The sequence below is a fragment of the Pseudomonas sp. KD5 genome (assembly GCF_012932895.1).
Taxonomy (GTDB): Bacteria; Pseudomonadota; Gammaproteobacteria; order Pseudomonadales; family Pseudomonadaceae; genus Aquipseudomonas.
On sequence record NZ_JDWJ01000001.1, the window covers coordinates 158,549 to 183,811 of the forward strand.

The 25,263-nt window shown below is 50.6% G+C and carries 22 protein-coding genes and 3 pseudogenes; 9 read left to right on the plus strand and 16 right to left on the minus strand.

All coding sequences use genetic code 11. The features are described 5' to 3' along the window. Positions 1-37: 37 nt before the first annotated feature. The gene (locus AF70_RS00700; protein ID WP_026331588.1) at positions 38-1,585 is read left to right on the plus strand and encodes an IS66 family transposase; all 1,548 of its coding nucleotides are present in this window, start codon (positions 38-40) and stop codon (positions 1,583-1,585) included. A gap of 16 nt (positions 1,586-1,601) precedes the next feature. Here the strand turns inward: AF70_RS00700 and AF70_RS29710 are convergent, their stop codons facing one another. Continuing rightward, positions 1,602-1,967 (minus strand): hypothetical protein, encoded by a 366-nt coding sequence (locus AF70_RS29710; protein WP_058886542.1) that lies wholly within the window; start codon positions 1,965-1,967, stop codon positions 1,602-1,604. A 146-nt stretch (positions 1,968-2,113) separates the two neighbouring features. Next, on the minus strand, positions 2,114-3,667 hold the full coding sequence (locus AF70_RS00710) for a TerB N-terminal domain-containing protein (protein WP_231508984.1): 1,554 nt from the start codon (positions 3,665-3,667) through the stop codon (positions 2,114-2,116). 724 nt (positions 3,668-4,391) lie between these two features. Between AF70_RS00710 and AF70_RS00715 the strand changes: the two genes are divergently transcribed. Then, positions 4,392-4,739, plus strand: coding sequence for a hypothetical protein (locus AF70_RS00715; protein WP_028941104.1), 348 nt, complete (start codon positions 4,392-4,394; stop codon positions 4,737-4,739). Between the two features lie 309 nt (positions 4,740-5,048). Here AF70_RS00715 and AF70_RS00720 read toward each other — a convergent pair whose 3' ends face one another. Genes AF70_RS00720 through AF70_RS00730 form a run of 3 tightly spaced genes read right to left on the minus strand, consistent with a single transcriptional unit; the run spans position 5,049 to position 7,932 of the window. After that, the gene (locus AF70_RS00720; RefSeq protein ID WP_028941105.1) at positions 5,049-5,795 is read right to left on the minus strand and encodes a sulfite exporter TauE/SafE family protein; all 747 of its coding nucleotides are present in this window, start codon (positions 5,793-5,795) and stop codon (positions 5,049-5,051) included. A gap of 34 nt (positions 5,796-5,829) precedes the next feature. Then, positions 5,830-6,759 (minus strand): LeuA family protein, encoded by a 930-nt coding sequence (locus AF70_RS00725; RefSeq protein ID WP_050438330.1) that lies wholly within the window; start codon positions 6,757-6,759, stop codon positions 5,830-5,832. Between the two features lie 27 nt (positions 6,760-6,786). Then, the gene (locus tag AF70_RS00730) at positions 6,787-7,932 is read right to left on the minus strand and encodes a mandelate racemase/muconate lactonizing enzyme family protein (RefSeq protein WP_081013812.1); all 1,146 of its coding nucleotides are present in this window, start codon (positions 7,930-7,932) and stop codon (positions 6,787-6,789) included. 449 nt (positions 7,933-8,381) lie between these two features. On the opposite strand from AF70_RS00730, the pseudogene AF70_RS00735 reads away from it, so the two are divergent. Further along, positions 8,382-9,066, plus strand: a pseudogene (locus AF70_RS00735) (DNA polymerase V subunit UmuC); the annotation flags it as partial. A 63-nt stretch (positions 9,067-9,129) separates the two neighbouring features. Here AF70_RS00735 and AF70_RS29945 read toward each other — a convergent pair. Continuing rightward, positions 9,130-9,294, minus strand: a pseudogene (locus AF70_RS29945) (PIN domain-containing protein); the annotation flags it as partial. An 81-nt stretch (positions 9,295-9,375) separates the two neighbouring features. Here AF70_RS29945 and AF70_RS00745 point away from each other — a divergent pair. Together AF70_RS00745 and AF70_RS00750 are read left to right on the plus strand one after the other, a co-directional pair. Then, entirely contained in the window at positions 9,376-9,741 is a 366-nt protein-coding gene (locus AF70_RS00745; RefSeq protein ID WP_019579188.1) for a histone-like nucleoid-structuring protein, MvaT/MvaU family, read from the plus strand. Between the two features lie 100 nt (positions 9,742-9,841). Continuing rightward, positions 9,842-10,522 carry a hypothetical protein gene (locus AF70_RS00750; protein WP_019579187.1) on the plus strand — a complete coding sequence of 227 codons (681 nt, stop codon included), beginning with the start codon at positions 9,842-9,844 and terminating at the stop codon, positions 10,520-10,522. Positions 10,523-10,794: 272 nt separating this feature from the next. Here AF70_RS00750 and AF70_RS00755 read toward each other — a convergent pair whose 3' ends face one another. The 5 genes from AF70_RS00755 to AF70_RS00775 form a co-directional block, all read right to left on the minus strand. After that, positions 10,795-11,187, minus strand: a complete 393-nt coding sequence (locus AF70_RS00755; RefSeq protein ID WP_019579186.1) for an ACT domain-containing protein — start codon at positions 11,185-11,187, stop codon at positions 10,795-10,797. A 68-nt stretch (positions 11,188-11,255) separates the two neighbouring features. Further along, complete coding sequence (locus AF70_RS00760) at positions 11,256-11,966, minus strand: DMT family transporter (RefSeq protein WP_028941107.1); 711 nt, start codon at positions 11,964-11,966, stop codon at positions 11,256-11,258. A gap of 478 nt (positions 11,967-12,444) precedes the next feature. Further along, positions 12,445-13,287 carry an AraC family transcriptional regulator gene (locus AF70_RS00765; RefSeq protein WP_019579184.1) on the minus strand — a complete coding sequence of 281 codons (843 nt, stop codon included), beginning with the start codon at positions 13,285-13,287 and terminating at the stop codon, positions 12,445-12,447. After that, positions 13,287-13,835 carry a YbhB/YbcL family Raf kinase inhibitor-like protein gene (locus tag AF70_RS00770; protein WP_026331682.1) on the minus strand — a complete coding sequence of 183 codons (549 nt, stop codon included), beginning with the start codon at positions 13,833-13,835 and terminating at the stop codon, positions 13,287-13,289. The genes AF70_RS00765 and AF70_RS00770 overlap by 1 nt, the downstream gene beginning before the upstream one ends. Before the next feature lie 140 nt (positions 13,836-13,975). Then, positions 13,976-14,662: a GntR family transcriptional regulator gene (locus tag AF70_RS00775; protein WP_019579182.1), complete on the minus strand. Its 687-nt coding sequence runs from the start codon at positions 14,660-14,662 to the stop codon at positions 13,976-13,978. Between the two features lie 231 nt (positions 14,663-14,893). Between AF70_RS00775 and AF70_RS00780 the strand changes: the two genes are divergently transcribed. Next, positions 14,894-15,739, plus strand: coding sequence for a fumarylacetoacetate hydrolase family protein (locus tag AF70_RS00780; RefSeq protein WP_019579181.1), 846 nt, complete (start codon positions 14,894-14,896; stop codon positions 15,737-15,739). Positions 15,740-15,806: 67 nt separating this feature from the next. Here the strand turns inward: AF70_RS00780 and AF70_RS00785 are convergent, their stop codons facing one another. Genes AF70_RS00785 through AF70_RS00795 form a run of 3 tightly spaced genes read right to left on the minus strand, consistent with a single transcriptional unit; the run spans position 15,807 to position 19,246 of the window. Next, positions 15,807-16,637 carry a sulfite exporter TauE/SafE family protein gene (locus tag AF70_RS00785; RefSeq protein WP_019579180.1) on the minus strand — a complete coding sequence of 277 codons (831 nt, stop codon included), beginning with the start codon at positions 16,635-16,637 and terminating at the stop codon, positions 15,807-15,809. Positions 16,638-16,640: 3 nt separating this feature from the next. Further along, a complete protein-coding gene (locus AF70_RS00790; RefSeq protein WP_028941108.1) occupies positions 16,641-18,317 on the minus strand; it encodes a bifunctional protein tyrosine phosphatase family protein/NAD(P)/FAD-dependent oxidoreductase in 1,677 nt (558 codons plus the stop codon). 44 nt (positions 18,318-18,361) lie between these two features. Continuing rightward, positions 18,362-19,246 carry an MBL fold metallo-hydrolase gene (locus AF70_RS00795; RefSeq protein ID WP_019579178.1) on the minus strand — a complete coding sequence of 295 codons (885 nt, stop codon included), beginning with the start codon at positions 19,244-19,246 and terminating at the stop codon, positions 18,362-18,364. 197 nt (positions 19,247-19,443) lie between these two features. Between AF70_RS00795 and AF70_RS00800 the strand changes: the two genes are divergently transcribed. Further along, the gene (locus AF70_RS00800) at positions 19,444-20,757 is read left to right on the plus strand and encodes a sigma-54-dependent Fis family transcriptional regulator (protein WP_028941109.1); all 1,314 of its coding nucleotides are present in this window, start codon (positions 19,444-19,446) and stop codon (positions 20,755-20,757) included. A gap of 110 nt (positions 20,758-20,867) precedes the next feature. Here the strand turns inward: AF70_RS00800 and metC are convergent, their stop codons facing one another. After that, positions 20,868-22,037, minus strand: a complete 1,170-nt coding sequence (gene metC, locus AF70_RS00805; RefSeq protein ID WP_028941110.1) for a cystathionine beta-lyase — start codon at positions 22,035-22,037, stop codon at positions 20,868-20,870. A 391-nt stretch (positions 22,038-22,428) separates the two neighbouring features. Between metC and AF70_RS00810 the strand changes: the two genes are divergently transcribed. Beyond that, complete coding sequence (locus AF70_RS00810) at positions 22,429-23,913, plus strand: amino acid permease (protein ID WP_028941111.1); 1,485 nt, start codon at positions 22,429-22,431, stop codon at positions 23,911-23,913. A 106-nt stretch (positions 23,914-24,019) separates the two neighbouring features. After that, positions 24,020-24,583, plus strand: a complete 564-nt coding sequence (locus tag AF70_RS00815; protein WP_008022721.1) for a TetR/AcrR family transcriptional regulator — start codon at positions 24,020-24,022, stop codon at positions 24,581-24,583. Between the two features lie 473 nt (positions 24,584-25,056). Here the strand turns inward: AF70_RS00815 and AF70_RS29720 are convergent. Further along, positions 25,057-25,263: pseudogene (locus AF70_RS29720) on the minus strand (hypothetical protein); the annotation flags it as partial.

The window sequence follows — 25,263 nt, forward strand, 5'->3', positions numbered from 1 at the left end:
ACTGCCGCAAGCGATCTGCTTTGGTAAAATCCACGGCATGACTTCCTCGCCCAATCTCGATCAAATGCCCCCCGAGCAACTGCGTGCATTCGCTGCGCAGTTGCTGTCGCAGGTCGAGACCATGGGCAAGACGGTCGAAACGCTGGGCAAGAAGATCAACCGCGATCAAACGGTGATCGAGAAGCTGACCCACGAGATCGCACAACTCAAGCGCTTGAAGTTTGCCAAGCGCAGCGAGCAGATGAATCCTGAGCAGGCCAGCCTGCTTGATGAGCTGATCGATACCGATATCGCGGCGATTGAGGCCGAGCTTCAAGCCTTGCAAATAGCGCCAGCGGCGACCGAGAAAAAGCAAAAGCCCAAGCGCACGGCATTGCCGTCAGAGTTCCCACGAACGTTGATCCACCACGAACCGGACAACACCCACTGCCTATGCGGCTGCGCACTCAAGCGAATCGGTGAAGATGTCAGCGAAAAGCTGGACTACATGCCGGGCGTGTTTACCGTTGAACGCCATATTCGTGGCAAGTGGGTTTGCGATGATTGCGAAGCGCTGATCCAGGCACCCGTACCGGCGCAGGTCATCGACAAGGGCATCCCGACTGCCGGATTACTTGCCCACGTCATGATCGCGAAGTTCGCTGATCATCTTCCGCTTTACCGTCAGGAATCGATTTTTGGTCGCGCCGGCTTGGCGATTCCACGCTCGACTTTAGCTCAATGGGTGGGCGTTACGGGCGTGCAGTTGCAGCCCCTGGTCGATGCCCTGCGTGACGTAGTGATCGGGCAGCAGGTCGTGCACGCGGATGAAACACCCGTGCAAATGCTTGCTCCGGGCTCGAAGAAAACCCACCGTTCTTATGTTTGGGCTTACGCCACGAGCCAATTCTGCGAAACAGCCGCTGTCGTCTACGACTTCAGCCCCAGCCGCGCCGGTGAGCATGCTCGCAACTTCCTGCAAGGCTGGAAAGGTAAGTTGGTCTGCGATGATTTTGGCGGCTACAAAGCCAGTTTCGAACTCGGCGTGACTGAAATCGGCTGCATGGCCCATGCGCGGCGCAAGTTCTTCGACCTGCACGCCACGAACAAAAGCCAGCTCGCCGAGCAGGCTCTGCGTTACATCCAGTTGCTGTACGAAATCGAGAGCGAAGTGCGCGACCTGGAGCCGGATTTACGATGCCGAATACGGCAAGAAAAAGCCGTACCCGTGATGGATAGACTGCATGCTTGGATGATCGCCCAGCGTGATCTTGTGCCCGAAGGCTCGGCTATCAGCAGAGCGCTGGATTACAGCCTGAAACGCTGGGCAGCGCTTTCACGCTACCTCGATGACGGGGCCGTACCCATTGATAATAATTGGGCAGAGAATCAGATCCGACCATGGGCTCTTGGCCGCAAGAACTGGCTCTTCGCCGGATCGCTACGCAGCGGAAAACGGGCGGCGGCGATCATGAGCTTGATCCAGTCGGCGCGGCTCAACGGGCATGATCCGTATGCCTATTTGAAGGACATCCTCACGCGCCTGCCGACGCAGCTGGCTAGTGAGATTTCCGAGTTGCTACCGCACAGATGGACGCGAGCGTAATCAAAAAGCTTAACCGCTACGCGGCAAGCTCAACGTAGCTAGACTCCCCACCTCCAGTCGCGCCTGACAACCAGCCCCATACGAACATCAGAGTGGTACGTCCTGCGTGATCAACGCCTACCGTGCCACGAGACCAGCCAGCAAGAATCTCACCATCCGTAGTTAAACAATGATAAAGAAGCTCAATGGTATCGGGGCCAGTCACGCGTCCGACTTGATGACCCATGCGGATCCGGCCACCTTGGTAAGTACCCCAAATGGAATCTTCTTCGACATGGTAGTGAAATACTGTGCCGGCACCGGATAGCCCGTGAGCGTTACCCGCTACCGTAAATCGGCGATTGTTCAAACGTTCCCTGATTTGAGCAAGGGGGATTTCCATAAAATGTCGCGTCCTTTTAGTCGAGATGTTCCATTACAGTCTTCGATGATCTTAAGCCATTTTGTCGTGCCTGATGAGAGGTCTGCTTGCCTATCCCTGGAGCCGCAACTCACGACGAGAAAACGCAAGATGTGTTCACCGCCCGCTTACGGTTGGGTCACGAACAATGCAATTTGGTCTTCGGCTTTCGGTGTTTTGCTGCCTGCCAGAACGTCAGGTTCCATACCAATATGGAGTGACTCCAGCGCGCGGGCAAGTGCCAGTACTTTGTCGCGAGACAACGCCCCTGCGCTCTTGAACCGTCCAGCGAGTTCGCCAAAACTCATGGCAATCAGGTCATCACCGATCCTGTGTTGAAGATCGTCCAATTCTGCACGGGCCGGCGCCGGCCATAGCGTGACAGGAAGCTGCAAAAGGCCCTCCAGCGCTTCTGCGTTTTCAGCGTTTCTCCCCAGATAGCGGCTATAGGGTTCCAACTCGCTGGTGCAAAGCTCAACAATCAATTGCAGGTTTTTACGCGTTCCTGACGTAGCCATGACATCAGGAAGATCCCCCAGGTTAACTGCGGGTGCCATTAATACTGCGGAGGCCGGTCGATAGCTTGCTTTAAGCTTGGTCTTGTTTTGCGCGAGGATTAGACCGGTAGGGTGGGTACTCGCGTACTTGAGTTTGAACAATGCAGCGAAGACTTCCTTACACCGAGTTACCGGGGTGCGCTTGCTGATGTTGGGGTCGGCTAGTGCCCATGCCAATGCCCAGTTGGCATCAAGTGGCCGTTTGTTTGCGGCGTGTTGCCCTAACCCTATGCGCAGTGGAAGCGGCATTTCGTAGCTGTAAGCAACGGCATCAGGAGGTGGGCCAAGGTAAAGGTTAGGATTGAGCGCTTGATTGCTCAGGTAGTCCAGAAAGCCCTCCGCGTATCCCCTGAACGATCGATTGTCCCCATAGATATCTAGCAGCCGTTGGACTTCTTTGGTGATCAGAGGAATCTCGGCCTTCACCTGCGGATCGCTTACTGCATCAACGAGTGCACGGCGCTCAAGGCCATAAAAAAATAAGAAGACATAGCCGGTGTCTGCCAGCGGATCACGACGTCCGCCTTCTAGCCACTGCAGGTATCCGCGCCGAGCTTCTGGCGAAATGGAGTGAAAACTCGGCCAGTAGGGCATCAGCCGCTCTTCGATATCAACGTACGATTTGGTTATCCGCAGTTTGGGATTGATCAGTGATGGTTCTTGCGCATCGTATCGACCCAGTGCGCTTCCTACATAGAGCATTCCACCGGGAAGTGAAAAACCAGACACAGTGACCGATTCGCCCGCCGGAACCCAGCGGGTATCGGATTTCTGCTTGCTTGCATCTGGAATTTTAAAGGACGCTGAAGGGGGGGAGCCGAGTTGGACGGTAAAAAAATCGGAGGGTTCTTCAGACATATTGCTCGACGCAACCTCATGCATGGAGAAGGTCACGTCTTTACTGCGCGGCTCCCGCAGGTGCGTTGTCGCTGAAGCAGACCTTTGAATCTGTTCAAGCTGTCGTTTAGTGCGAGTGGCTAACAACCACATTATGGCGACGATGCAAGCGACGATGCCAATAGCGATCCACGCATTCTTCGGGATCGAAGCGAATGCACCAAAAGCCAGTGCAAAAATGATCAGGATGCCGGTGCCGGTCGAGTTTTTTGCCTTCTTCCTTGCCATGAGTATTTCAACCTTGAAAGGTGGGGGCTGGCGCAATGGCGGTATCCGATAAATGCATCTCTAGAACTATGGACTACCCAGCGCTACTGATCGGAAAAAATGCCCATCAACGAACCCTACAGCGCTAGCTGTCACAGTCACTCCAGTGATCGAAAGCTTAGACCATGGATGTTTTGTCTACCGGGATACGTTGTTCAAACCAGTGATAGAGAAGTTCGGTTGACCTGAGCAGCCATGAACTCGGGGGCACGTAATAGGCCGGATGATTGAGGAAGCGTCCGGGTATGCCCAAGCTCCAGCCTATCGCAGCTCTGTCGTTTACACAGAGTTAGGCGGTAGAGCGGAACCTATTTTTTCTTTGCTCCGATCGCGTCAACAGAAATATTTTTTCAGAAGACCCCTTGAAAAAATTTTTGAGCGACGGATCTTTTAATTTGAGAGCAACAGAAAAGCAGCGATCTCGGCGCTCCTCCTTCCGCCGTTCCTGCTGACGAAACGGTGTGAGTTTTTGCTTTAGCAGTGCTTCTGCTTCTGGCTTTTTTCCTGCGATTTATCCTGCTGACGCTGACGTATGGCCTGCCTTATGGGCATAGCAAAATCGCCACTTCGCGGCGTAAGCCGCTGCTTCCCCGTTTGATTTCAAACAACGAGTCATTTTTTTAAAAAATACCCGTGTCGGACAACTTTCACGTGCGCGGAGTCTCGTATGAATCGGAGAGAGCAGATGGAAGATGAGTTGGAGATTAAGATTTGGCGCACAGCTCAGCAGGCATGTGACGCGCCAGCGTTTGTGCGATTGGTTGAAGAGGCTGTCGGTAGTTTCAAGAGAGATCCTGGGTTCGATCCTAGCGTGCGGCTGCACGCGTCAGGGATTGGCACTGAGAGCGTCAGGGTGCTGCGTGACGTGATGAAACGTCGTGATATCTATGCAGGCCCATCTGCCGACTACGTCGAGCTTAGGTCTCGTCTGAGAATGCATTTGCGCAACCAATTGCAATTGCACCTCATGAAGGTTGGTCTTGCCACAGATGAAGTGAAAGCGGATCAGTTGGGTCGAGATCTAGGGCTGTGATTTCAACCAGCCAAAAGTCGGTGCATGAGCTCAAGCTTTGGAAAGCAAAGCCAACATAGGACAATTCCCTAAAAACAGTTCCATTGACGGCGGATGAGCGCGCGATTGTGGAAGGCGATTTAGAGAAGCTAGACGGCCTAATTAAAAACTTAACAACGTGCCAGCTTTGGATAACAGAACACCCTGTGAGATCGAATCTAGAAAGGGCAGGACATGAGCGTTTCTAAATGAAGGCTTGGCAAACAGGGGGAGCCCATTCACGTATTCGAGAGTACACCTTCCGATTTCGTTGGACTGCGTGATTTCTGCTTACCAGAACAGCATCCTCAATGCCAATGCGATCACGACTATATTGAAAACTGACTCCATCCATTGGTCGCCCTTCTTTAACGCAAACTTCGCGCCGGCATTTGCACCCAATAGCGTGCCAATAACCAGACACCATCCGTACTGCCAGTTAATGATGCCGCTGACGCCGAAAATTATTAGTGAGCCCACGGAGAGGACGAGCCCGCCGACTTTGCGGGTACCCACCGATTCGCTAATGGTTTTTCTGAAAAAGATAATGAATAAATACGTCGAGAGTTTGGCTTGTCCACCCAATAACCCGCCGATCATTCCTACTGGGATGAAAAGAATATAGCCAAACAGACGCCTGATCGCTGAGGGAGGTGTTTCGCCGTTACGAGGCTTTTTTATAAGCGACAGTGCGACTAGCAGCAGTGTCAGCCCGCCAATTACTTTGTGCAGCAGCGCGGGGTCTATTCGAAGAAGAAGGCTCGCTCCTCCAAGAGCCCCGGCCAGCCCAAGTACCGCTGCCGGAACGGCCAACGCATAATCGACCTTTCCCTGATTATGGAAGTGCCGCAGTCCGGCAACCATAGTGCCTACCGAAGCCAGGCGCGCTGTGGCGATCGACGACTGAGGCGGAATCCCCAACCAGATCATCACTGGGACGGTTAAAAATACACTCCCACCCGTGTTGGTTCCGACGAATCCCGTTATTATTCCGAGGAAAACCAGACCGACGCCTGTCAACCACTCATGGCCCATCATGTTGAGGTGCTCGCATAAGATTCAAGTTCGCGGTTTATTCGCTCAAGTAAGCAGGGTCTATCCAGTGATAGCAATTTTTGTTTCGGGAATTGGCGGTCACATGAAGCTTTGCGGTATGTACGAAGCTGTACTCGCCGATAATCGGGCGCCGTCGGTCAAAGGCGTCGCCCAGCTCTTTCGAAACGATGCTGCTGAGCTTTAAGACTTTCGAGGCTTTACCGCTGCAAAGTATTGAGTTGAAGTGCAGATTAGTAATCAGAAGACATGTTTCGGTGATGCCGCATCGTTCGCCGATGCCATTGACCGTGCAGGAAATAAAAGTAGCGCCTGCCTCTATGGAGGCTAAGGTATTCGCCATCGCCAAACCTCTGTCGTCATGGAAGTGCACTTCGAGATCAATGTCAGATAATGATTGCCTGATTAGTTTAATAGTGGCCTGAACCTTGAAAGGATCGCAAACCCCTAATGAATCTGCATAGCAAATTCGATCCGCACCGGCAGCTTTAGCAATTTTAAACGTCTCAATCAAATCATCAGATGGCGTCCTGGAAGCGTCCTCAATAGTGTAGCGAACTTTCAGGCCGAGTGATTTTGCATACAGCACACTTCGTTTAATTAGATCTTGTATCTGTGCTTTTGATTTTCTAATGCGATACTTCTGTGACGTTTCATTGATGCCTGCAAATATTCCTATCCAGTTTGCCCCTGTCGCCGCAACGGCATCAATGTCGTCTTGGTGAGCGCGGGAGTGTGCGAGTATGTTTTTGGCGATTTTTGATTTTACAAGAGCGGTGACTCTGTCGAACTCTTGTTTCGACGCGTACGGGTGGCCTGCTTCGATAAAGTCGATACCCGCGTCCGCGAGTGCGTAGGCTATGGTCAAGGTCGATTTGGTTGTGAGTTTAACCCCTGGGGCTTGATTTCCTTCGCGCAGCGTAGAATCGACGAGCGTTATAAAAGTCATAAAATACAATCCATTGCCTTAAAGGGGTTATACGGCTTTTGAGCGCTCGATTGATTTATAGAGTGAGGTATATGAAAGTAGTTTTTCTTCATTAACCTCTACGCCTAATCCTGGCTTATCGATGGAAAGTGTAACTTGACCATCACGAAATGAGTAGCAACTCTCGTCAATTATATCGTCTGCAAATCTCTCAGTAGGGCACCCGTATCCTGTGGTTGCTACATTTTTTAGCGTAGAAACAAAATGATGAAGGGCAGCGGTGCCAATACCAAATGGATGCATACTACCGGTGCTCACTTGCAAATCGGCGATCTCCGCCGCGGCGCATAAGCGGCGAGAGGCTAATATGCCACCGGACTTGAATGGTTTCAGGCAGATTACATGCGCGGCGTTAAGATGAATTATCTCCTTGAGATCTCTGGCATTGAAAACGCTTTCATCGGCAATGATAGGGGTGCAGACATTGCGTTTGACCTCGGCCAAGCCGGCGATATCGTGGCCAGGTGTTGGTTGCTCGACAGCAAAAACGCCGTGCTGTTCTATGCGCTTTATAAACTGAATAGCGGTGGAAATGTCATAGGCACAGTTGGGGTCTACTTCCAACTCAAAGTCATCTCCTAAAGCTTGCCTGACAGATTTAAAACAGGTGTAATCGTCTTTCAATACGCCGGATCCCTTGAGTGTCAGTCGCTCGTAACCAAGCCCCTGTAATTCAAGAGCACGTTCAGTGACGACTTTCGCGCAAGCAAACGGCAGGCTGCGGCTTACCTTGTAGCTAAGTGCATGCGCTCCTCCTAACAAGTTGCAGACTGGAACGCCGTATGCTTTTCCCGCAAGATCTAGAAGTGCATGATCTATCGCGCATTTGGCAAAAAGATGGCCTTTAATTACGCTATCGAGTTCATTCATTATTATTTCAAACATGCACGGATTTTTACCGATTATTGCTGGGCATAAATAATTTTCCAATACCGCCAGCATCGTTTCGGGAGTGTCACCCTGCGCAGGATACCCTCTCGATATAATCCCCGACTCTCCCCATCCAACCAGCCCCGTATTTGTCGTCACCCTCAAGACTACATGTCGACCTTTGGCGGTTATATTGGTTGCGGTTTGATAAGGACTTTTATATGGCACTTCTGTTAAGAAAACTTCAGCTTTAGCAATGAGCATGGGGTAACTTCCTGTTGGCGACCATCGATATTGGAAAGCGAGGTGAATGTACTTGGTTCACTGCGCCAGTATCAAGCCCCGAAAATAAGGCGATCCAACCATCAACATGAAGTAAATTTCATACTGCTCCATATTGACTTTCTTGAGATTGATGATCATTTGCTATTCGCTATTGAATTCAAAGCAATTTTATTTATTACACTTTTCGCACACGATTGGTTGTTAACAGTTTTTTCCACTTATTTATAACTTTGAACGATTTCGCGCCAGCTAGATTATCGAAATATAGTCTAAGGAAGATCTGAGGTATGTTGGTGCGTACTAAAAACTGCCCACACACGCCCACTACACTTTACTAGGGTAGTTTTCGGTCTGCGGTAACAGCTGGAACATAGTTAGGGGCGCTGGGGCAGGGGAAGCAGTGGCATGAATTAAATTTTCGGTTCCCGATTGATTTTCTACTCCACATAAACGGCGATATGAGCGAGGGTGTGATGAGTATGATCGAGTCGCTGGTGCTCAACGTTCATGTCTACAGATGAAGCCTTTTCTGATTTAGCTGGCGTTCCAGGTGATTTTAAGGCGTTAGGACGTCGGATCCGTGCGCAGGTTTATCGGCGCACTGGTATCCCGGTCGGCGTTGGGATCTCTAGTACGAAAACCCTCAGTAAGCTCGCCAATCATGCAGCCAAAAAATGGCAATCGCAGAGCGATGGAGTCGTCGACCTTCGCGATCAAACCCAGCGCAACTGGGTGCTGAAGAAATGCTCGGTCTCGGATGTTTAGGGTGTGGGACGGAAGATGATGCTTCACCTTGAAGGCATGGGCATCAAGACCGCCTGGGATCTCTCCAAAACCGATCCCTGGATGTTACGCAAAAAAATCAGCGTGGTGATCGAGAAAACTGCGCGTGAGTTGGCCGGCACGCCATGCCTGGAGCTCGATGAACCTGATCCACCGAAACAAGAGATTTGCTGTTCCCGAATGTTTGGCAAGCGCCTCACCGATATCGCACCCATCAAAGAAGCTGTGGCCACCTACATGCAACGTGCGACTGAAAAGCTCCGAGCCCGACACTCGCTGTGCAAGAAGATTCGGGTCAGCATACGTAACGGCATTCTCTTCACCTCCGAACGACTCGATGATCCCTTTGACAACTCGAAACTCACTGGCAATTCGTTTGCGTGTAGCCTCAATGACCCTGTCCTTGTTCCGCTCGAATTCTGTACGTACAAGCTCGGGTACTAGGAGCTTAATTACTCCTTCTTCGACCAGATGCTCTAGGGCAGTGAGCATTGGTAATTCTGCTTTTTGGGATGAAATATCCAGCCACACGCAGGTGTCGAGCATTACTAAATGCATAAAAATCCTTTTTTGATCCCTTGGCTAGACTTGGAGTCGGGCAGCCCCCGATAATGGCCTATCAATATGAAGGAGACAACGATGTCGAAACTCGCCGAATTCCGTCAATTAGAAAAACACCTCGCTGAACAGCTTCAGGCGCTCGAAGCCCTGAAAGACGACGCTGGCCTCAAGAAAGAAATAGAATTTGAAACCAAGCTGCGTGCTCTGCTTGCCGAGTACAGCTACAGCCTGCCGAAAGTGATCGCTCTGCTTGATCCTCAAGCTGGTCGTCGCGCTCCAGCCGTTGAGTCCAAAGCCGGCAGCCGCAAGCCGCGCCAGGTAAAGGTTTATAAAAACCCACACACTGGCGAAGTAGTCGAAACGAAAGGCGGCAATCACAAGACTTTGAAGGAGTGGAAAGCACAGCACGGCGCTGCGACCGTTGAGTCCTGGCTGACCAAGTGATCTTGGTTTGAGTACAAAGGGCCCCTTAGGGCCCTTTTTTGTTTATGCAGTAGGACTGTGCTATGTCGGCCGTTGAAGTCGTAAAGGCAAGAGGTGGGTCATGAAAGTGGATTTTTTTGAAAATGGGCTGTGTTTTTACTGCGATTTAGCACAACGAGAACTTCAGGAATTTGCGGATTTCCACTTTCGGACTGAAAAGCTATGGCGCCGTGAGGATGAAATTCTTCAGGAGGAAATCGAAGGGATTCTTGAAAAATATCCAAAAGCCAACCAAGAGGATATCGTCGATTCCTACGCTTGGGATTTACATCTCAATCAATACAAATATCCCGATATACATCGGTCGACTCTCGTTATCTCCATCTATATCTTCATCGAGGATCAGCTGAATGGTCTTTGCGAAACCCTGGCTACTTCGATGAGTACACCTCTCAAGCTCACGGATTTGAGTGGGCAGGGCATAGAGCGAGCGTGCTTATTCCTGTCGAAGGTCGCAGGGTTTGATCTTGGCGGGGTTTCAGGCTTGTCATTCGTGAAAGAGGTAAATCGCCTACGGAATAAAATGGTGCACGCAGGCGGGGTTTTAGCTGCAGATGGTAACGACAGGCTCAATAGGTTTGTGCAAGGCACAGTGGGTTTGCGGGGTGAGCCAGGCCATCGTGTACATATTCATCAAGACTTCATCACTCATTTCATAGCTGAGCTTGGGACATTTTTTGATGAGTTAGACATCGAGGTTCAAAAATTCATGGCTCGGTTTGGAGCTGCGGGAGCAACGTAGCCATTAATACGTTGATTAAAAAAGCTCCCAGCACCTTCGCACTGACGTGGCGATTTCCTCCGTGAAAGAGGACAGCGTAGCAAAAAGGACAGGAAAGCCTGGCACGGCTCCGACACCGTCGAGTCCTGGCTGACCAAGTGATCTTAATTTGAGTGCAAATAAAGGGCCCAGTCGAGGCCCTTTTTTGGACATTGGAGCCTGTCATAGCTTTGATTGCTTGCTCGCAAACCGGAGCTTCTGTTCCGGATTCTCAGGTATCAATGCTTGCAGAGTTAACAGAGAATTTTGTGCCCGGCCTCAGTTAACACCCACAGTCCTTTCTCGAAGTCGGTCTCTTTGAGCAGCATGTAATCGCCGTCGAACGTGGACACCACAAACACGCCGAAACCGGCTTCGGTAAGTGGGCGGATTACCGAGAGGATGATGCCTGTCTCATCGAAGGCGAACGGGCCCACGAACTGAAAGCACCTCCAGTCTCGATCAACCTTTATTCCTTCAGGTACCCGTGATTGCAAGCATACGATTGACAGCTCCTCAGACGAGCGTGAGATGCTGACGAATCCTGCGCCATCTGCCCAGGATGGAAGCTTTTCGTCCCCGGGGAGGCGGGAAATACTGTAGGTGTGGGGCAATACTTTCAGATTGATGCTTTTTGCGAATTGCATGCGGTTCCTTAAGATTTATGACGCGACCGTCTACCGTTGGTAATTGCCAACCTGTAGGAGTTTTGAGATCAGCTAGCACCAGTTGCTAAACGCTTGTCGCTAAGCACCAAGCCAATTCCTCCTAACACTGCCAACGATGTCAGTGCTAAGCGAACGGTGAGGTGCTCACCCAGGATGAGTACCCCAGCGAGAGACGCTAAGACAGGAACGCTCAGTTGGATGGTTGCTGCTCGGAATGATGAAAGCGAGCGTATCGCCGAGTACCAGATCGCATAACCAACACCTGAGGCAATCGTCCCAGACGCGACCGCACAAAGAGCTCCCAAAAAATCGATCGAAAAGTCATTAACGAAGGGGATCGAAGCTAGGAGCATCATAGGTACGGCTCGCAAGAAATTTCCTGTTGTCGATGCGAGTGGATCATTCGATTGCTTGCCAATTAGGGAGTAGCCGGCCCATGCAACGCCTGACAACAGCATAATCCCAGCGCTACCAAGCGCAGGCGCGCTTGTTCCGGGTAATAACAAGGCCACAAGACCTCCAATCGCAAGAAGTAGCCCTGCAATTGCGACTCCTTGCATCCTCTCGCCTTTGTAGTACCCGTAACCAAGCATGGTGAGTTGTACTGCGCCGAACAACAATAGTGCGCCAGTTCCTGTTTCCAAGTTCAAATATGCGTATGAAAAAGCAAACGCATAGGCGAAAAGAGTGAAAGCACCAAACCAGGTTCCTGAGGGGTGGGAATTAGTACCTTTAATCGCTAGGAGCCCCCAAAGCATGATAGCTCCGCTCACTAGGCGTATAAGTGTAAAGGAAGTAGGATCAATTTCTGTATGACGTAGTGCGAGCCGGCAAAGTACCGAGTTGGCTGCAAAAGCTAGCATTGCTAAAGTAGTCAACAGGACTACTTTTTTGGCGCCTTTGAATTGCGGTATATCAAGTATGTGCTGTGACACTAGCTGTTCCCCACAGTACGTATAGGTTACTACAGACTTGTAACGTTACCTCGAGCTTGGGGTGTCCAGCTGCTGCGAACCAGAAGCAGTTACTCAAGTCCAGCGAAATTCATGAAATATATGGTCGGTGCTATGATTAAGGCTACCGTTCAGTTGGTAGGCTTGCAACAGAATTATCTAAGATTGTGGAGTCGACTCCCTCTATTCGTAGTCTTTTTTTTGCTCTGTATCTGGGGGGCCATGAGGCAAGCAAAAAATCTCTGTCACTGGCGGGGGCAGGGAGAGGGGGCAGGGAGCTCAATCAAATCAAGGCTGCACGTCTATGTCCCCTGATCGCAGTCGGTGGGAAGCCAAATCTATCTCGAAATCTGACAGCAAATTGAGACGGCGTCTGGTAGCCCACGGAAAGTGCTATCTGCATCACCGGCTGAGCTGTCGATTGGAGCAGCTGCAGGGCAAATGACATACGAGCATCGATCAGCAGGTTGCTTAAGTTAGTACCTTCCTCAGCCAATCTGCGACGCATTGTGGCCTCGCTCATCGCAAAGGATGACGCAACGGCTTCGGCGCTCCATTCACTAGCTAGATCTTTTCCGATGAGCCGTCTGACTTTGACCGCCATTGTCAGGGCTCCTGATTGCTCAAGTCGGCCTCCGTTTACGCCGATCCATACCAAAAGCTCCTGCAAGCGATGGCGAGCAATCATGGTCGGGATTGTGCTGTCCTCCACCGCCTGAATTGCACGGTGTAGCGATACCGCAAAATCTGCGGTATCGCTTCTCATTGGGAGGGCATGTTTAATGGCTGGCAAATCCAAGTTGGATTCGGCGCATAAGGCGATTAGCGTTTCATCCCACGCCAGCCATTGGGCTCGGTAACTGCCGTCCTCCGCTAATTTGTTGGTGATATCGAGCGATTGCCCCCCAGCTACAACGATCGCTTCACCTGCGCGGATCAAATACTCTCCTCCGGGCCACCGAACCGCTTTCATGCCTTTTTCAACGAAAATCAGCACAGGGCTTTCAATATACAAACGCTTGAACTCCAGATTCTGTTGCTGGAGAACGACTCCTGCTGTCCCGACTCCGGGTCGAGTAATGATGTGCAGAGCCCGGTAGGAGTCGTAAGCGTTCGTCATCGACATTAGCGGTTGCCTTGTACCGTGAGTGTTGCTTTGCCAAGCGAACTGCCCAGCACCATAAACCCGAGCATCGCCGGTGTGGCAGTAGGTGGTAATTCGAGCTTATCGACTTTCAGGGCATTAACCGTGATGAGGAAATTGTGTGTCTGTCCTTCAGGCGGACAGGCTCCAAGGTAACCAGGCATACCGCTATCGCCCTTAACCTCAAGCGTGCCGGCTGGAAGTTTGCCTCCAGAGCTGCCCGCGCCTTCCTTTAGCTCATTTACATTTCCGGGTACGTTCGCCAGTACCCAGTGCCACCAGCCTGATCCGGTAGGTGCGTCGGGATCATACATAGTCACCACATAGCTCTTCGTACCTTGCGGAGCGCCGCTCCAGGATATTTGAGGGGAAAGATTTTTGCCGTTGCAGCCGAACGCATTGGCGAACTGGGCCTGTTGAAGATGTCCGTTCAATGGGCTGCTGCTTTGCACCTTGAACTCTTGGGCTTGAGTAATGCCTGCGGCCAACGAAAGCGCCAAGATGCCAGCGACTAGAAATGATTTTTTCATACCGACTCCGATGTGGTTGGAGTTGATATTCTGCGGTGCCAGCCACTCCTTGCCCGTTTGCCGCCGCTCGAATTTGATTGCAATCCAGTCAATTTGGGCGAACCGCAATATTATTAAAGAGGCGATGCACTAACTCAGCGCTATTGCTCCTTCATTGCTTGGATACTCGCCAGCCCCTTTATCAGAGCTGCGGAAGTCGTCTGAATGTGATGAATCAACAACTCACTGGCCTTGGTCGCATCTTTTGCTAAGGCTGCATCGAGGAGCCTCCTGTGTTCATCACCGATATCCCTATTCTTGGCAGTCATTGCTATCGACATCGCCCGATAGCGCGCCGTTTGTTCGAATAGCATTGCTCGCATTCGCAACAGCCAGGTGTTTGGGCAAGCGCTGACCAGTGCTTCGTGAAACGCCTCATGCGCTGTATTCCAGGCGTCAGCTTCGTATTGGTCGATGGTGTCAGGCCCTGCAATCCTCGAAAGACAGTGGTAGGCCGAAACCAATCCTGACTCCCAGGTGACATTGCCGTTTTCGATGGAGTGGCGAAGGCAGCTCGCTTCTATCTCAATTCGGGCCTGCGTGAGGTCGTTCAGATCCGCCAGCGAAACAGCTGAAATTCGAAATCCTTTTTGAGGTTCGGCTATGACAAGCCCCTCGGCAGTCATTCTGGACAAGGCCTCTCTCACTGCGCCTGCGCTGGCTTCGTACTGTCCAGATAGCTCCTTGACGTTGACTCTACTTCCAGGCGGCAACACGCAGGACAAAACGTCTCTGCGTAGGCGTTCGTATGTCGCCTGAGTGAGACTCTTGGCCGCGCTTTCTACCATTACCTGCCTCTCAAGACTAAAATATTGTTTATTGAAAAAAATATATTTTATGTCATAAGATGGATTTTCTCAATTATCAAGAGGGTCGCTGATTGCTCGGACTGCCCCCCTCAGGGCTTTCATCGGACTAAAGCGCTCACAGAACACACATTCCACTGCGATTGAGGCTGCGCTTCCTTCAACGGCCTCCATTAACGTTCGTTGTTTTTTTAGAAGACAGTCGAGGTAGTAATGAAGCTTTGTCGTTTTGGCCCACCAGGCAAGGAGCGTCCAGGTTTACTGGACACCGATGGTCGGATCCGCGATCTCTCTGCGCATGTCACCGATATCGATGCTTCGGTACTGGCCCCTGCAGCTCTTGCTGAACTATCTAAGTTAGATGTCGCTGGATTGCCGGTGGTAGAGGAGGGCGTTCGGTACGGAGTACCCGTGGCCCAAGTGCGTAAATTTATCGCTATTGGACTCAACTACCGAGATCATGCTGAAGAAGCTGGCATGGCGATTCCCACCGAACCCATCATCTTTCATAAAGCCATCAGCTGCCTCTCTGGGCCGGATGACGACATCGTCCAGCCTCCGCATTCAACAAAGCTTGATTGGGAGCTTGAGCTGGGGGTAGTGATTGGAAGTGAGGCTCAATACGTGTCCGAAGCCAATGCTCTGGACTACGTCGCTGGTTACTGCGTGGTGAACGATGTTTCTGAGCGGGCTTTCCAGATGCAAAGTTCACAATGGGATAAAGGCAAGGGATGTGACACTTTCGGGCCGATAGGGCCTTGGTTGGTGACCCGAGACGAAGTTGCGGATCCGCAGAATCTGGACATGTGGCTTGACGTAAATGGCGAGCGACGCCAAATCGGAAACTCAAAAACGATGATTTTTTCTGTTGCGCAGATCGTGTCCTACTGCAGTCGGTACATGACATTGCAGCCCGGTGACGTAATTTGCACAGGAACTCCTCCGGGGGTGGGCATGGGGATGAAACCGGAGCCCCAGTGGCTACACCCCGGCGACCAGATCCATTTATGGATTGACGGTCTGGGAGAGCAACGGCAGAAGGTTGTGCCAGCCAGGTAATCTGTAACTCGGCAAATGAGCGTCTCCCAGTGGAGACGCTTGCTGATATTGGAATTTGTCTGGCACGTCATGATCCCAGACCTAAATCGAATACGCTGGCTCCCAGCATGATGGCTGCGACGATTCCGACGATCGAGAATGCCTGTTGTAAACGAGGAATGGCCAGCTTGTGAGCTAGCTGCCTTCCCGCGATCAACCCTAAAACCGCACCGGCAGCAAACGGTACTGCTGCTTGCCAATACATGACGCCGCTAATAGCGGCTGCAATCACTCCGCCGATTGAAACCGAGGCGATCACCGCAAGTGAAGTTGCGACAATACTTTTCATTTCCAGATTGGTGTATCGCGTAAGGGCCGGAATGATGACAAATCCTCCTCCGACACCCAGCAAGCCTGACAGTAAGCCTGACGTGAAACCGGTTAGTGCCAATACTCGAGCACAGGGCAGCGTCCAGCGTAACCGCCCCTTTGCCGGATTGAGTACGCAGGGCAACACCTCGCGTCGTGGAGTGGCAACGCCATTACGGATTTCCCGACTTGCATTGCGCAACATGCGTACGCTTGCGTACACGAGAACTAACGAAAACACCAACGCGAGAGGCTTGTTTGGAATGCGCTGAGCCAGGTGTAAGCCTAGCGGCGCAGCCACAATTCCAATCGACGATATGAAGGCTGCTGCTTTATATCGAACGACGCCTTGCTTCAATCCGAGCACAGCTCCGACGCCGGAAGCTAAAGCCACTGCTAGCAGCCCGACGGGTGCCGCCTGAGTCATTGATAAACCTAGACCGAAAACCAATACAGGAATGGCGAGGATTCCCCCGCCTGCACCGGTCATGGCCAAAACACCTCCAATGACCGCGCCAAGAACGACGGCCAGCATGCTGTGCTCATCCATATTTTAATGCTCCGCCTGACTTACTTCCGTGTCAGCGAACCATTCACGTCCTTTCAGCATGCAATGCCAGTAGAACGGCGGGAGAATTCTCTCTTTAAGAAACCAGCTCAAACGAGAGGGTCTGCGCCCATCCAGAAACCAGGTGGCAAACGTCGGCGCTAGCTTTCCGCCATAGAGAAACTCGGCCAAGACAACCTTTCCACGCTCAACCGTCAGAGGGCAGGAGCCATAGCCGTTATACGCAGCTTGATGCTGTTTCATCCCTAGGTTAACCAAGACATTGTTCGCTACGACCGGCGCTTGTTTACGTGCAGCCGCCATGGTTTTCGCATTTGTGGTATTCACCACATCTCCTAGCGCCCAAACATTGGAAAATTTGCGGTGAGCCAAGGTCGTCGGATCTACGTCGATCCAGCCCGCCTCATCCACTAGCGGGCTTGAGCGAATAAAGTCTGGAGCAACCTGCGGAGGCACGACGTGAAGGAGGTCAAACGACTCAATCACGGTCTGGGTGTTTCCATCTTTATCGGTACGTTCGAAAGTCGCCTGTTTGTTGGGGCCATCCACGGCGACCAGCTTGTGGCAGAATTTCAAGTCGACCGCATATTTTTCCATGTACGCCATGAGGGCTGGGACGTAGTCGGCGACGCCGAATAGCACACCGCCGGAATTAAGAAATTGCGTTTTTATCTGCGCCTGGCGATCGTTTTTCAACCAGTGATCGCATGAGAGATAGAGCGCTTTCTGAGGCGCACCCGCACACTTGATTGGCATTGGCGGCTGCGTAAAGAGGGCCTTGCCTGATTGGAGTTCCTGGACAAGCTTCCAAGTGTAAGGCGCAAGATCGTAGCGATAATTAGAGGTTACGCCATTGGAGCCTAATGTCTCAGTCAGTCCTTTGATAGCCGACCAATCGAGCTTCAAGCCTGGGCAGACGACAAGCTGGTCGTACTGAATAACTCTCCCTCCATCGAGGACGACTGCGTTGGCCTGTGGGTCGAAAGCAGTTACCGCTGCTTTGATCCACGTCACGCCTCGAGGCATGACAGATGCCATAGTCCTTACAGTAGATTCAGCCTCGAAGATGCCTCCGCCGACCATAGTCCACCCAGGTTGATAGTAGTGCGCATCAGCAGGGTCGATTAGTGCGATATCCAGATTCGGTTCTCGTGACTTCAGGCTGGCTGCGGTGGCAATGCCTGCAGAGCCGGCACCAACAATGACGATCTGGTGATGAGTCGTAGCCATGGCATTAGCGGTGCGCCCACCATTGCTGATTCTGCGTGCAAGTGAAGAAACATCCACCTGTGCGCTTTTGGTTTTTTCGAGAATGGCGGACAGACTCTGCTTGCCTGCCTCAGAGAGCGCCCACAGCATCGCTGACCGGGTGCCAGTTCTACAGTAGGCAACCACAGGTCTCGACGCTTCCTTTAAAATTGCGACGAAGGAATCTACCGTTTCATTAGCAATGGCTGATGCTTGGGTGGGCAGGTAGTGAAACGTCATGCCTTCTGCTTCGGCTGCTTGGCGGATCGTTACATGTGTTGGCTGGTCGGTTGCCTCGCCATCCGGCCTGTTGCAGATGAGAGTACGAATCCCGAGCTCAGCCAGTTGCTTCACATCGACCACGGTCAGTTGCGACGCAATAGAAAAATCCGAACTTAATTTATAAGTATTCATATTATTTTCCGTTGATAACTACGCAAGGTTAAAGCGTTAAAGCGTTAAAGCGTGTTGAGCGGTATTTTCAGATAGCGGATACCATTCGTTTCTGGCTCTGGCATGTTGCCGCCACGCATATTGATTTGGACGGATGGCAGTATCAGCATTGGCATGTCGAGAGTTGCATCACGTGTTTCTCGCATGTTCACAAATGTATCTTCGCTTGTACCTTCACGGACATGGATATTTTCACGCTTTTGTGCTTTTACACTGGTGATAAACGCGAGCGGTCGGCCATTCGGACGATAATCGTGGCACATCAAAATGTGGGTTGATTCAGGAAGCGCCAAAATCTTATGTATTGACCGAAAGAGTGTTCTGGCGTCCCCTCCAGGGAAGTCGCACCTTGCTGTGCCGTAATCGGGCATGAACAATGTATCGCCCACGAACGCGAGACCTGTTTGTTCATCCTGGATAAGATAGGTCATACAGGCAGGTGTATGACCAGGCGTATGCAACGCTTGGGCGGTTAAACTGCCAATATGAAACGTATCGTTGTCATCAAACAAAATATCAAACTGATCGGAACCGCTTTTAAGTTCATCTTCTGTATGGAACAAGTGGCTAAAGACTTTTTGAACGTCTTTTATTCTGTTTCCGATGCCAATCTTGCCGCCTAGCCGTTGTTTCAAATATTGAGCAGCGGTCAGATGATCGGCATGTAAATGTGTCTCAAGGATCCATTCGACGGATGCGCCCAGCTCCGTCACGCGTGCAACGATTCTGTCGGCTGATTCGGTTTTTGTGCGGCCCGATTTCGGATCGTAGTCAAGCACGCTATCGATAAGCGCACACTGCATGGTAGAGCGGTCAAGCAACAGATAGCTGAACGTCGATGTCGCTTCGTCAAAGAATTCTTCGACCAATATTTTTGCGCCGAAATACATTAGATAGCTCCTGAATAGCTGCTATGTCAGCAGTCTCAAGATCCATGCCAGTGTTGATCTTTCCATTGAACGCTCTAAACAGCGTGTTTCCTGAGTTTCCAGGGCGAGGTATTCGTGTCTGCCATTATTTTTGGCAGTTAACTGGCAGTCTGTGGCAGTATTTGGCAGTAGAAAGCATACGTGTTCGGGAGAAGATTATGAGTAGTGGGCTAATCGCTACGAGCAATGTAGATGTTCAAGCGTTGATTTCTTACCTTGAGCATGACGATAGACCCACCATCGTCCTGGATGTCGAGTACAACGTCATTGCCTCCAACAAGGCCTATCAAAGGCATTTTGGTGTTGAGGGAAAACCGCACGTTGGCTCCAAATGCTTCAAGGTTTCGCATGGCTATGCCGTTCCCTGCGATCAGGCGGGTGAGCTTTGTCCAATGCGCAAGGCGTTTGATAGCCATGCTGCGGAAAGGGTACTGCATATTCACCACACTCCCCGGGGGCCAGAACACGTTGATGTTGAGCTTCGTCCCATTTTGGATCGCCAGGGCCAGGTAGTTGCTTACGTTGAAAGATTGATCACCGTAGACATAGCGTCTGCGCAGCCGCAAAAGCAGGGGCTAGTGGGCGTATCGCCGTCTTTTAAACAAGCGTTGAGCGCGCTGCAGCGAGCGGCGCCTTCCCCGATTCCCGTTCTTTTGCAGGGTGAGTCGGGAACCGGTAAAGAGCTGTTCGCTAGGGCGCTCCATATGGGTAGTCCGCGCTCAAAGGCACCTCTGGTTGTAGTCGACTGCACCGGCCTTTCAGAGTCGCTGTTCGAGAGTGAATTATTTGGCCATGAAAAAGGAGCATTCACAGGCGCGCTCAGTAAGAAAATTGGGCTTGCAGAGGCTGCGCATGGCGGTACGCTTTTTCTGGACGAAATAGGCGATGTACCTCTCTCCATGCAAGTCAAATTGTTGCGTCTAATTGAGTCTGGCAGTTTTAGACCTGTTGGTAGTTTACGGACGATCCATTCCGATTTCCGTCTCGTTGTTGCAACTCATAAGCCTTTAAAGGATATGGTTGAACTTGGCACTTTTCGCGAAGACCTCTACTACAGAATCAGTGCTTTCCCTATAACGCTTCCGCCATTGAGAGAGCGTTTAGACGATTTGCCGCTGCTTATAGAAAGTCATCTAAAACGAATTGCACCTGGCAGTCGGGCTGAAATTGACGAGGAAGCATTGAAGCGCCTTATGCTGTATTCATTTCCGGGGAATATCAGGGAGCTAAAAAATATTCTTGAACGGGCGCGTCTGTTCAGTGACGACGGGATTGTACGGGAAAGAGATTTGCCTACGAATGTAACTGGCTACGTCTCCCAGTACAAAACTACAAATAGAAATAGCAAGTCTCTAAAAAACCTTGCCCAGGTACTTAATGGGTTCGAAGGGTCGCGAGCAGATTTAGCCAAAGAACTGGGGATTAGTGAGCGGACGCTTTATCGTCGGATTCAGGTTTTAGAAGGGAAATAGATGAGTCTTATCGGCGGGCAGTGTTGAAGGTGTTGATCTTGAGATAAAGCATTCGGGCGGACAAGAAAGCACAGCCCAATTAAGGGCTGTGTATATAATTAGCTTGAAGATTAGCCGCGTAACATGTTGAATTTCGCAAAGCCTTGTTCGAGGTCTTCGATCAGATCAGATGGGTCTTCAAGACCAATATGCAGCCGCACAAGGTGCCCATCAATTTCCCAGGACGTCGCACTTCTAACGGGTTTGGGATCTGCGATCATCGCCAAGCTTTCAAAACCGCCCCAAGAGTAGCCAATTGAAAACAACGATAGGCTATCCAAGAGTGCATCTGCCGCTGCTTGCGTGGAAGGTTTTGTCACGAAGGACAGTAAACCTGATGCTCCTTTAAAATCCCTTTTCCATAATTGGTGCTGAGGGTGAGACTCTAATGCAGGATAATAAACTGCTTCCACTTCCTCGCGTGTCTCCAGCCACTTGGCGACAGTCGTCGCGTTTTTGTAATGACGTTCCAGTCGCACGTCTAGCGTCCTCATCCCTCGGAGCGCCAGCGTCACGTCATCCGGACTCGCAAACAATCCCATGTTGAAATGGAATCGCTTGAGGCTATCCCACGCACGCTTGGAGGCTGATACGGTACCAAGAACGGCATCTGAGTGACCGACGATATATTTCGTGGCAGCCATGATGGATAGATCGACACCAAGTTCCAGTGATGGAAAGTAAAGCGGGGTACCCCAAGTGTTGTCTGTAATAACTAGGATGTCATGTTCATGGGCAACCTTGGCTATTGCAGGGATGTCTTGTATTTCCAGAGTCAAAGAGCCGGGAGATTCGGTATAGATGGCTTTAGTGTTTGGTTTGAGGAAATCTACGATGCCGGCACCTATTGTCGGGTCGTAAAACGTGACCTCGATTCCAAGGCGTTGACCCACCTGCTCACAAAAAGCCCTTATCGGCGAATACACGTTGTCGGCAATGAGCAGGTGATCCCCAGCTCCCACCACCGACAGTATGGCAGTCGTACATGCCGAGAGCCCCGAAGGGCAAAGAACCGTGCCTTCCGCTCCCTCCAGCTGCTGGAGGGCCTGAGTCAATGCTTCCGTCGAGGGGTTGTTCCACCGGCCATACGTATATTTTTGGCGGCCCTCACGCATCGACTCACACGTAGGGAACGCCACAGTGGAACCCCGGTAAACCGGTGTATTAACGAAGCCATGATGCTGATCAGGCTCGATAGAGGCGTGGGCGAGTAGGGTTTGCACGTTTTTATATTTTTTCATACCGGCTTCCAATTCTAGCATTTGGTGAGGTTTGGCTACGTACTAGCTACCGCAGATTCAAGATTAAAATGCCATTTTCATTAAATGTCTACCACAAGGTTGGCTTGTAGGTAAAAATCGTTAAAAAACAATATATTAAAAATAGTTAAAAAATAGAGTTTGCATGGCTACCATGTGAATGGTAGGTTTTTTGTGTCTTGGGATTTCGCTACCTGGTCGACCGAAAAGCGATGATCTGAGCGTGTTGTGGCATTGAGCGGGAGAGGTTTAGTGTCTTTGACGACATGGGAGCTCAAGGCTTCTCTCGCACTTCCCGTTTGGAATGGGAAGAAGAAAGTTAAGTTTGCAAGGGATAAGAACAAAAACTGCAAATTAATCGCTTGGGTGAAACATGAAAAAACAAAAAATACAATCTCTCTCAGCAGTTCAGTGTGGCAGCGAACTAAAAGATAGATCGAACTGGCTTGATTCTCATGAAAGCGGATATTCAAAGCATTTAAAGAAACGTCATGTACAAATGATGGCGCTAGGTGGAGCCATCGGTACAGGTCTGTTCCTGGGCGCAGGGGCCAGACTGCAAATCGCGGGGCCTGCACTTGCGGTGATTTATTTGGTTTGTGGGATATTTGCCTTTTTCATTTTGAGGGCGCTGGGTGAGCTAGTGATGCACCGTCCAAGCAGTGGAAGTTTTGTATCTTACACCAGGGAGTTTATGGGTGAACGTGCCTCTTTCGTTGCAGGATGGATGTATTTTGTGGTTTGGGCGTTAACAGGTGTTGTTGATATAACCGCCATTGCTATTTATATGAAGTATTGGAGTGTGTTTTCGGATGTTCCTCAGTGGGTATTCGCGCTAAGTGCTTTGGGTGTAGTGACATTGATGAACATGGTCGGTGTCAAATGGTTTGGTGAAATGGAGTTCTGGTTCGCTGTGATAAAGGTCGCCGCTATAAGTATTTTTTTGGTGATCGGGTCGTTCTTTTTTGCTACTGGGCATGAGGTGGCAGGACATATTCCGGGCTTGCATTTGATCACGGATAACGGGGGGATATTTCCTCATGGGCTTTTGCCAGCAATCATCATCGTGCAAGGCGTCATCTTTGCTTATGCGAGCATAGAGTTGGTGGGGACTGCTGCTGGCGAGACGGCGGATGCAAGAAAAGTCATTCCCAAAGCCATTAATGGGGTGATCTGGAGAATAAGTTTGTTTTACGTGGGCTCCGTATTCCTGCTTGTTACTGTGCTCCCTTGGACAGCCTATAGCGCTAACGTCAGTCCTTTTGTAACTTTTTTTGAAGCACTTGGTGTACCTGGCATTGGCTCCGTAATGAACATTGTTGTAATGACAGCGGCGCTCTCAAGTCTCAATTCAGGTTTATACGCCACTGGGCGCGTGTTGAGGTCACTTGCGATGGGTGGGTCAGCGCCGAAAATGTTTAAACGCATGAGTAGTCAAGGGGTACCCTATATGGGGATCTTGGTCACCATGGGGATTAACGTATTTGGTGTTGTACTGAATTTCTTGATCCCCGCGCAATTATTTGAGCTCTTACTGAACTTGGTATCGCTGGGAATTATTTCGACTTGGGCATTCATTGTTTTATCGCAAATAAATTACCGTCGTGCTGTAAAAAGAGGTGAGGTCGAAATGGTCTCATTTAGAATGCCTGGAGCGCCGTTCACCTCTTGGCTAACTCTTGTTTTCTTGCTTGTGGTATTGGTTCTCTTGGCGTTCGATTATCCCAACGGAACTTACACCGTTCTTTCTATACCGTTAGTCGCTGGTGCACTGATGCTGGGTTGGTCGAAGGCCGTCCGTTCCAAAGCTAAAGGTTCGGAAGAAATTAAAAGCGATCCTAGCCACGTAGGGGCCTAGCTTAATAGAGATGGGAGGTCGTTTTACAGCGTCCTCTCATCTCTAGAGTTGAACTCTTGCCTTAAGGCAGCTAATATGCATTCATTAAAAACTCTAGGTAAGCTTTATGAGTACGCGTTCCGACCTTTTAACCACCGCCGAGTTATTGCTGCGCACCAAAGGCTACGCTGCATTTAGCTATGCCGATCTGGCTGACGAAATTGGCATAAAAAAGGCGAGCATTCATCATCACTTCCCTACAAAGGAAGGGCTCGGAATTGCTGTTATTGAGAGTTACCTATTTAGATTTTCCAAGAATCTAGAGTCAATAAACGAAGAGAGTCATGATGTAGTAGGTCGGCTAAAAGCATTTGCCGAGCTTTTTGTCGATAGCTCGGATAACGGCATGTTGCCACTTTGCGGTGCGCTTGCAGCTGAGTTGTCTGCGCTGCCAGAAAGCCTTAAGGAGTTGACTAAGAAATTTTTTGAGATTCATATTTCTTGGTTAGAAAGTAATCTAGTCATAGGTCAATCCCAAAAAGTTATTAAGGCAGATCTCAATCCGAAAGAGGTTTCAAGAGCGATCTTGAGCTTGCTTGAAGGCAGCAGTTTTGTCTCCTGGGCACTTAGCGACAAGGTCGTTGATCAGTCTGGGTTTAATTTGATTTTGCAAAATATTATCGTTTCGTAACTTGTGCTTAGGATTTGATCTATATTGCCGCTCTTCCGTGGGGGGCATTTTACGCGGACGACAGTTTAGTGGGTTAGCGCAATGGCAGGCGCAGCATCTTCCGGTGCAATGAGTACCGCACTAGCCAAGATTGATTCTCCCTTTAATGCTTCGACGGCAAAGCTGATCGAATTTTCCGTTGTACAGCATCGCAGGTGAGAGGGGGGAGTATTTCAACTGTCACGCGCCGACGAAAACCGGATACGTCTTGGCGGTTTTGGTCTCCGGCATGCCGCCTATGAAGGCAAGAAAGCCCCCAAAACCAGAAGTGCACATTCTTACTCAGGGGAACGCTTCGCGTCACTAAGGCGAGGAGCCGTATGCGATAGTTCCGCACGGATCTGCGGAGGAAATGGCAGCTAACTGCCATTTCCACCGCGACCTTTAGAGATATAGATCCATAGGATTCACTACTACTCCTATAGATTGACCAACTACCTAAGTGAAGCCACCGCATCGGAGCCAATACCACCGACCCGAATCTTAGTTTCTTTGGAAGCCACTTGATTTTTACCTGCGCGATCCGAGCTTTCAGCGGCTAGACCTTTTGCTCCGACATGATCGGCACCGTCAGCGGCCAGGCCTTTTGCTCCGACATGATCGGCACCATCAGCGGCGACACCTTTTGCCCCGACGTGATC

What these genes read in the sequence shown, in the direction of transcription:
- AF70_RS00715 (WP_028941104.1), top strand. Translation starts at nt 4,392, where the DNA reads ATGGAAGATGAGTTGGAGATTAAGATTTGGCGCACAGCTCAGCAGGCA.
- AF70_RS00700 (WP_026331588.1), top strand. Translation starts at nt 38, where the DNA reads ATGACTTCCTCGCCCAATCTCGATCAAATGCCCCCCGAGCAACTGCGT.
- AF70_RS00775 (WP_019579182.1), bottom strand. Translation starts at nt 14,662, where the DNA reads ATGGTAGAAAGCGCGGCCAAGAGTCTCACTCAGGCGACATACGAACGC.
- AF70_RS00770 (WP_026331682.1), bottom strand. Translation starts at nt 13,835, where the DNA reads ATGAAAAAATCATTTCTAGTCGCTGGCATCTTGGCGCTTTCGTTGGCC.
- AF70_RS00790 (WP_028941108.1), bottom strand. Translation starts at nt 18,317, where the DNA reads ATGAATACTTATAAATTAAGTTCGGATTTTTCTATTGCGTCGCAACTG.
- AF70_RS00810 (WP_028941111.1), top strand. Translation starts at nt 22,429, where the DNA reads ATGAAAAAACAAAAAATACAATCTCTCTCAGCAGTTCAGTGTGGCAGC.
- AF70_RS00725 (WP_050438330.1), bottom strand. Translation starts at nt 6,759, where the DNA reads ATGACTTTTATAACGCTCGTCGATTCTACGCTGCGCGAAGGAAATCAA.
- AF70_RS29710 (WP_058886542.1), bottom strand. Translation starts at nt 1,967, where the DNA reads ATGGAAATCCCCCTTGCTCAAATCAGGGAACGTTTGAACAATCGCCGA.
- AF70_RS00815 (WP_008022721.1), top strand. Translation starts at nt 24,020, where the DNA reads ATGAGTACGCGTTCCGACCTTTTAACCACCGCCGAGTTATTGCTGCGC.
- AF70_RS00750 (WP_019579187.1), top strand. Translation starts at nt 9,842, where the DNA reads ATGAAAGTGGATTTTTTTGAAAATGGGCTGTGTTTTTACTGCGATTTA.
- AF70_RS00800 (WP_028941109.1), top strand. Translation starts at nt 19,444, where the DNA reads ATGAGTAGTGGGCTAATCGCTACGAGCAATGTAGATGTTCAAGCGTTG.
- AF70_RS00730 (WP_081013812.1), bottom strand. Translation starts at nt 7,932, where the DNA reads ATGCTCATTGCTAAAGCTGAAGTTTTCTTAACAGAAGTGCCATATAAA.
- AF70_RS00760 (WP_028941107.1), bottom strand. Translation starts at nt 11,966, where the DNA reads ATGCTTTGGGGGCTCCTAGCGATTAAAGGTACTAATTCCCACCCCTCA.
- AF70_RS00755 (WP_019579186.1), bottom strand. Translation starts at nt 11,187, where the DNA reads ATGCAATTCGCAAAAAGCATCAATCTGAAAGTATTGCCCCACACCTAC.
- AF70_RS00710 (WP_231508984.1), bottom strand. Translation starts at nt 3,667, where the DNA reads ATGGCAAGGAAGAAGGCAAAAAACTCGACCGGCACCGGCATCCTGATC.
- metC (WP_028941110.1), bottom strand. Translation starts at nt 22,037, where the DNA reads ATGAAAAAATATAAAAACGTGCAAACCCTACTCGCCCACGCCTCTATC.
- AF70_RS00720 (WP_028941105.1), bottom strand. Translation starts at nt 5,795, where the DNA reads ATGATGGGCCATGAGTGGTTGACAGGCGTCGGTCTGGTTTTCCTCGGA.
- AF70_RS00785 (WP_019579180.1), bottom strand. Translation starts at nt 16,637, where the DNA reads ATGGATGAGCACAGCATGCTGGCCGTCGTTCTTGGCGCGGTCATTGGA.
- AF70_RS00780 (WP_019579181.1), top strand. Translation starts at nt 14,894, where the DNA reads ATGAAGCTTTGTCGTTTTGGCCCACCAGGCAAGGAGCGTCCAGGTTTA.
- AF70_RS00795 (WP_019579178.1), bottom strand. Translation starts at nt 19,246, where the DNA reads ATGTATTTCGGCGCAAAAATATTGGTCGAAGAATTCTTTGACGAAGCG.
- AF70_RS00765 (WP_019579184.1), bottom strand. Translation starts at nt 13,287, where the DNA reads ATGTCGATGACGAACGCTTACGACTCCTACCGGGCTCTGCACATCATT.
- AF70_RS00745 (WP_019579188.1), top strand. Translation starts at nt 9,376, where the DNA reads ATGTCGAAACTCGCCGAATTCCGTCAATTAGAAAAACACCTCGCTGAA.